Genomic DNA, 6,178 nt, shown 5'->3' with positions numbered 1-6,178 from the left:
GAATGTCACCCGCGACAAGATGTCGCCGTGCAGATTAATCAGCACCATGTGAGCCGGGTCTTGTAATAGCGACACGCCCGCGAAATAGGCGCCGTCCGGGTGTACGGTTAAGCGCACCGACGGGCGCCCTTGCCCCGCGCCCGGAACGGTTTGCGATTCGAGCAGCAGCCCGGCGTCAATCATCTCGCGCACCACCCCGCTGACCGCGGCCTTGCTCATGCCGGAGAGCTGAACGAGGTCAGTGCGGCTCAGGCCATCCGTTGCGGTGATAGCCCCTAATATCTGTTGTTGTAAGGTGGTTAGCATATTTGTTTCCGGGCTCTCAAATTTCAATCAGCTGCGTTGACATTAAACATTAAAAATGGATATATCAATGCCAATTAGTTCACATTTTGAACCAAACATCCCAACATAAGTTTTTCATATGAACTAATTACGCAAAAAAACGTTCACACTGTTTTTGATGTTTTCGAATCACCTTTTAATCATTTACACGTAATACCCAAATTACTTCGACGTGCAGGAAGGCGGCAAACCAACGAACCTCGATGAGCTTACACAGGTCAGTGAGTCGGGCGAGATAGAGCAGCCAACGCCTCTGCGGTTTGAAAGATGACGGGTATTTATGGGCAGAGGAAATACGATGAACAGCAAAATGCGATTAACTCTACTAAGTACGGCGCTGCTAGCCGCACTTTCCTCCCCGCTCTACGCGGCCACCCTGACCATCATGCAGAACGAAGCGCCACGCAGCATGGATCCCGGCAACCAGACGGCGACCTTTACCGGCACGGTGCTGGACCCGATGTATGAAGGTTTGCTGCGCATGTCGCCAGAGCTGAAGCCTGAGGCGGCGCTCGCCACCTCGTGGAGCAGCGATGAGAGCGGCCTGAAGTGGACCTTTAAGCTGCGCAACGGGGTGACTTTCCACGACGGCACGCCGTTTAACGCCGATGCCGTGGTTGCCAACTTTGCCCGCCACCTCGACGCCAAGCGCGGTCTGGCGGCCAGCGGGCGTCTGCGCACCTTCCTCGAAAGCGTGACCAAGGTGGATGACTCCACGGTGCTGTTCACCCTGAAGAAGCCTTACCCTGCCTTCCTCAATTTACTGACTACCGGCGCGTCCTTGATGGTCAGCCCAACCGCCGACAAGGCCGGTACGCTGGACAGCAAAGCCGTGGGGACTGGCCCGTACAAAATGGTGCAGTACAAAACCGGCGAATTCGTGCTGGAAGAGAAATATCCGGGCTATTGGGGTGATAAAGCCAGCGGGCCGGACGACCTGAAATGGACTTGGAGCGCCGAGCCTTCGGTGATGAACATGGCCCTGCAGGCTGGCGAAGCTGACGTGATTAACCCGGTGCCGCCGCAGTTCGCCAACGTGCTGAAAAACAACCCTAAATTCCAGCTGCATGAGAGCCCAGGCTCCGCCGTATTCTGGGTGGCGCTCAACACGGACCTTAAGCCGTTAGATGACGTGCGCGTTCGTCAGGCGCTGAACTTCGCCACCGACCGCGCGGGACTGGTGCGCGCCATCATGTCGGGCTTCGCCATTCCGGCTAACTCGCCGCTGGCTCCGGTCACCGCGGGTTATGACAAAACTCTCGACCCGTATCCGCTGAATCTGGAAAAAGCCAAGGCGCTGCTGAAAGAAGCCGGGCTGCCAAACGGCTTTACCATGTCGATTGCGGTACAAGGCCAAGACGCGCGTATCGGCCAAGTGCTGCAAAGCATGTGGGCGAAAATTGGCGTGAAGCTGGATGTTCGCCAGATGGAAAGCGGCGTCTGGGCCAAAGCCGCCTTTGCCGATCAGGCTGGCAAAAAAGCCGATAATACCGGCGCGGTGCTGGCCTCGTGGTCTTCCGGCGTTAACGGCGCAGACCTGCAACTTCGCCCACTCTACTACAGCAAAAGCTTTGCACCGGGTGGCGCGAACCTTGGCTTCTTCAATGACCCTAAACTGGATGAAATGCTAGACAAGGCGGCGTCAACGCAGGATGAAAATGCCCGCAACGCCATCTACGTCGAGGCGCAGAAAGAGATCAACCAGCAAGCGCCGCAAGTGCTGCTGTACTACCAGAATGACCTGTTCGCGACAGGCACCGGTGTGTCCGGCGTCACCATGGTTCCGGGTGGTCAGATTGTTGTAAAAGACGCACATAAGGGTTGATATGAAAGCTTATCTGGCAAAAAAACTCATCGCCTTCCCGGTCATTCTGATCGGCGTGTCGATGCTGATTTTTGGGTCTATCCGCGCGCTGCCGGGCGACCCGGCACGTCTGATGGCCGGGCCGGAAGCAACGCAGGAAGCGGTGGACAATATGCGCGTACGTCTTGGGTTGGATCAGCCGATCGTCACCCAGTACGTGCATTTTGCCACCGACGTTTTGCACGGGAACCTCGGGCTGTCGTTGCAGTCGCAGCAGCCCGTCACGCAGGAAATCGGCGAGCGTCTGCCTTACACGCTGGCACTCGCCGTGCTGGCTTACTTTTTAGCGGTGGTGATTGGCGTACCCGCCGGGATGATTGGCGCGGTGTATCGCAATCGCTGGCCGGACTATGGCGTGATGCTGCTGGCGATTGCCGGGGCTTCTATTGCTAACTTCTGGCTCGGGCTGATGGCGATGAACTACTTCTCGGTGTCACTCGGCTGGCTGCCGCTGCTCGGCGCGACCTCGTGGAAGAGCTACATCCTGCCGTCGGTGACGCTGGCGGTGTTACCTATGGCGGTGATGGCGCGCATGACTCGCTCGAGCATGCTCGACGTGCTGTCGGAGGATTACATCCGCACCGCGCGCGCCAAAGGGCTGTCCGCCGTCACCATCTATTGCAGCCACGCGTTTCGCAACGCGCTGATCCCGATTGTTACCATTGTCGCTCTCAACTTCGGCAGCCTGATTGGCGGCGCAGTGGTCACCGAGTCGGTGTTTAACTGGCCGGGCATCGGACGTCTGTTGGTGGACTCGGTGCGCTATCGCGATTACCCGGTTATTCAGGGCGTGGCGCTGGTCGCAGTGTGCGGCGTGGTGGTGATGAATCTGCTCGGCGAGCTGTTGATTGCCTTCTTGAATCCAAAAATAAGGTTCGATTAATGTCTGCCATTATCACGCAACTACCCCGTCGCAAGCCGCGCACGCTGCGGTTCTTCCGCTGGTTATGGCGTCATCCGGCGGTGACCTTTGGCGGTCTGATTGTCGGCGCGATTGTTTTAGTCGGTATTTTCGCGCCGTGGCTGACGCGTCACGATCCCTACGCGCAGGACCTGATAGATACCCTGCTTGCCCCTTCGGCAGACCATCTTTTCGGCACTGATGACTATGGCCGCGATATTTTCGCGCGAGTGATTTACGGCGCGCGGATTTCCATTATTGAAGTGGTGTTAAGCGTTGGCTTGGCGATGCTTATCGGCATCCCGCTGGGGGTGATCGCCGGGATGGCCGGGCGCTACGTCGACATGGTCATTATGTGGTTTATGGACATGCTGTTTGCCTTCCCCGGCATCGTGCTGGCGATTCTAGTGGTCAGCATTCTGGGCGGTGGATTGGTCAACTTGCTGATTGCCATCTCGCTGTTCGCCATTCCGGTTTATGCCCGTTTAAGCCGCAACCTGACTCTGGGCCTGAAACAGATGGAATACGTCGAGGCGGCGCAGGCACTCGGCTTGTCACATTACCGGATTATCGTGCATTACATTCTGCGCAACGCCGTCGGGCCGATTATTGTCCAATCGACGCTGACTGCCGGTACGGTGATTTTGGCCGCCGCCAGCCTCTCGTTTCTTGGTTTAGGCGTGCAGCCACCCATGCCGGAATGGGGTACTATGATGAGCGATGGCCGAAACTTCCTCGGCATAAATATTTACCTTTCGCTGTTCCCCGGTCTGGCTATCATGCTGACGGTGCTCGGGTTTAACGTCCTGGGCGATGGATTACGCGATTTACTGGATACCCGCTCATGAGCAAACCTTTCACCGCTGCGTCAGCTGATGCGGTGGTTTTTTGTGCCGATATCGGCGGTTCATTTATTAAGTTTGGTATTTCCGCGCGTTCAGGAGAAGTGGAAGAGTTTGGCAAAGTGCCGACCCCGACTGCCTCGTGGGACGATTTCGTCGCTGCCGTACAGGGTTTGATCAACCAGTACGCGCCGGGCTATCCCGCCGACACGCCGCTGGCTATCTCCACGGCGGGTTTGGTTTCACCACAAACCGGCGAGCTGCTGGCAACCAATATTCCGGCATTTACCGGCCGTTCGCTGGCGGCTGATCTTAGCCTCGCTTTACAGCGCCCGGTGAGCGCCGCCAATGACGCCGACTGTTTTGCCTTGGCCGAAGCCTACGCCGGAAATGCGCAGAATCAGCCGATTGTGGCGGGAATTATTCTCGGCACCGGCGTTGGCGGAGGTTTGGTGATCAACGGCCAGCTAGTGCGCGGACACGGCGGCGTCACCGGCGAATGGGGCCACGGCGCAATCACCCGCACCGAGCTGCTGATCAACGGCAAGAGCTACCACATCCCCCGCCTGCCCTGCGCCTGCGGCCAACACGGCTGTCTGGACATTCTCGGCGGCGCGCGCGGCTTAGAGCGTCTGCACCAGCATCTCAATCAGCAAGAACGCACCAGCCAGCAAATCGTCGACGGCTGGCAAAACGGCCAGCCAGACTCGGATTTAACCATCCAAGCCTGGCTGCAGCTGGTCGCCGAACCTCTGGCGCTGCTGGCCAACATCCTCGGCCCCTCCAAAATCGTGGTCGGCGGCGGCTTAGCCAACGCCATCCCCCTGATCACCGCCCTAGATCTCGCCGTCCGCAATGGCGTGCTGCATCGCTACCCGGAACCTCTGGTCGTCACAGGGAAATTTGCTGGCGCTGGCGGGAACGGCGGGATGATAGGAGCAAGCGTGCTGGGGCGTTTGAGCGAACGCCCTGCGCTTTAAAAGCTGGAATCTTTTAAGGTCAAGGTCAACACCGTGGGCTCGCCGCCCACACGGGCCCAAAGGGTTTTAAACGAAACCCTTTGGAATCCTGCGTTTTTTTGCTGCGGGAAGATCGAGGCTGCGCAGGGTCTGAATGGACGTGTTTCAGCGTCCACGGTGTTCGCCGCGAAGTGCCGCCGCTTAGGCGGTTCCCTCAGTTCGGGTCTCGAGCCTTTAGTCTCGAACCACTCCCTCGGCGTCATTTCTGAACGCGGCCTACTGGCATCTCGACCGTGCCGTTTCAGTGGAGTGCTGCTCTGCTCCTTCTCCTCTCAGAGGAGAAGGCTGGGATGAGGAGTGGTTTTACATCGTGCTCAATGCAGCCAACCCCACACCCCTCCTGAAAGGGGAGGAACAAAACCAAAACCCGATTCAGCCGTGTTTCAGCATAGCCTGTAGAATTTCCCAGGCTTTATCCAGTCGTTCAAAACCGTCGCGGTCGAGGAAGTGGCCGCCGTGGGGGATGCCCTGTAACTCCGCGTCCAGATCCTGACTGAGTTTGAGTGAATGCTGGGGAGCAACGATGTCGTCATTAAGGGAAAGCAGCACGGCGCGCTGGCGGATGCGTTTTTTCAACAGCTCATAGTCCAGTGGCTGCTGAGTGAAACCCTCTAATTCAGGCAAAGTTTCGACCGCCCCGCCGAAGCCAGAAACCATCACCACCCCGCCCACTCGGCTTGATGGCTTCAGCGACTCAATAAACCGCAAAGCCGTCACACACCCCAAGCTGTGCCCGACAAAAAAGGTATTTTCATCGGCATCGCGCACTTCAGCCTGCATCGTAGAACGCCAAGCCGCGTCATCCGGCGCGAGCGAATTGGGCATCTGCAATACTTTCACCTCAGCGCCTGCCTGCTCGGCTTGCTGTTTCAACCAAGAAAACCAATGAGAATCCGGCCCCGCCATAAAACCATGAATGATAAAAACCTTATGCACTGCGCTCACGGGTTACGTCCTTTTAGAAGAATGTCAGATAAAAAACTTAGGGAATAATAGTTGGTTTTCGTTTTTTGCTGGTTTGATTTTTTGTGGGGACGAACACGGTTTACTCCTTCTCCTCTCAGAGGAGAAGGCTGGGATGAGGAGTGGTTTAATTCAGCGCTCAATGCAGCCAACCCCACACCCCACCTAGCCTTATGTCTTGATCTTCTCCGCTCATACGGAGAAGATCACCCGACTGATCATCGGGAGGGATAAAATCAAAAGC

Annotated in this window: 6 protein-coding genes; 4 read left to right on the top strand and 2 right to left on the bottom strand. The window is 57.2% G+C overall.

The window, feature by feature from the left end; all coding sequences use genetic code 11:
- The coding region (locus tag GEAM_RS05520; protein WP_034789362.1) for a MarR family transcriptional regulator at window positions 1-306 on the bottom strand (306 nt) is incomplete at its 3' end.
- 337 nt (window positions 307-643) lie between these two features.
- Here GEAM_RS05520 and GEAM_RS05515 point away from each other — a divergent pair.
- The 4 genes from GEAM_RS05515 to GEAM_RS05500 are packed head-to-tail and all read left to right on the top strand — an operon-like array spanning window position 644 to window position 4,932.
- A complete protein-coding gene (locus GEAM_RS05515) occupies window positions 644-2,170 on the top strand; it encodes an ABC transporter substrate-binding protein (RefSeq protein WP_034789360.1) in 1,527 nt (508 codons plus the stop codon).
- A 1-nt stretch (window position 2,171) separates the two neighbouring features.
- A complete protein-coding gene (locus tag GEAM_RS05510; RefSeq protein WP_034789358.1) occupies window positions 2,172-3,092 on the top strand; it encodes an ABC transporter permease in 921 nt (306 codons plus the stop codon).
- Window positions 3,092-3,958, top strand: a complete 867-nt coding sequence (locus GEAM_RS05505) for an ABC transporter permease (RefSeq protein WP_034789356.1) — start codon at window positions 3,092-3,094, stop codon at window positions 3,956-3,958. Before GEAM_RS05510 ends, GEAM_RS05505 begins: the two co-directional genes overlap by 1 nt.
- On the top strand, window positions 3,955-4,932 hold the full coding sequence (locus GEAM_RS05500) for an ROK family protein (protein ID WP_034789354.1): 978 nt from the start codon (window positions 3,955-3,957) through the stop codon (window positions 4,930-4,932). The genes GEAM_RS05505 and GEAM_RS05500 overlap by 4 nt, the downstream gene beginning before the upstream one ends.
- 411 nt (window positions 4,933-5,343) lie before the next feature.
- Here GEAM_RS05500 and GEAM_RS05495 read toward each other — a convergent pair whose 3' ends face one another.
- Window positions 5,344-5,916, bottom strand: a complete 573-nt coding sequence (locus tag GEAM_RS05495) for an RBBP9/YdeN family alpha/beta hydrolase (protein WP_034789352.1) — start codon at window positions 5,914-5,916, stop codon at window positions 5,344-5,346.
- Between the last annotated feature and the right edge of the window lie 262 nt (window positions 5,917-6,178).

It is taken from the genome of Ewingella americana ATCC 33852, from assembly GCF_000735345.1.
GTDB lineage: Bacteria > Pseudomonadota > Gammaproteobacteria > Enterobacterales > Enterobacteriaceae > Ewingella > Ewingella americana.
This window is presented reverse-complemented; position numbering and strand designations above follow the sequence as displayed.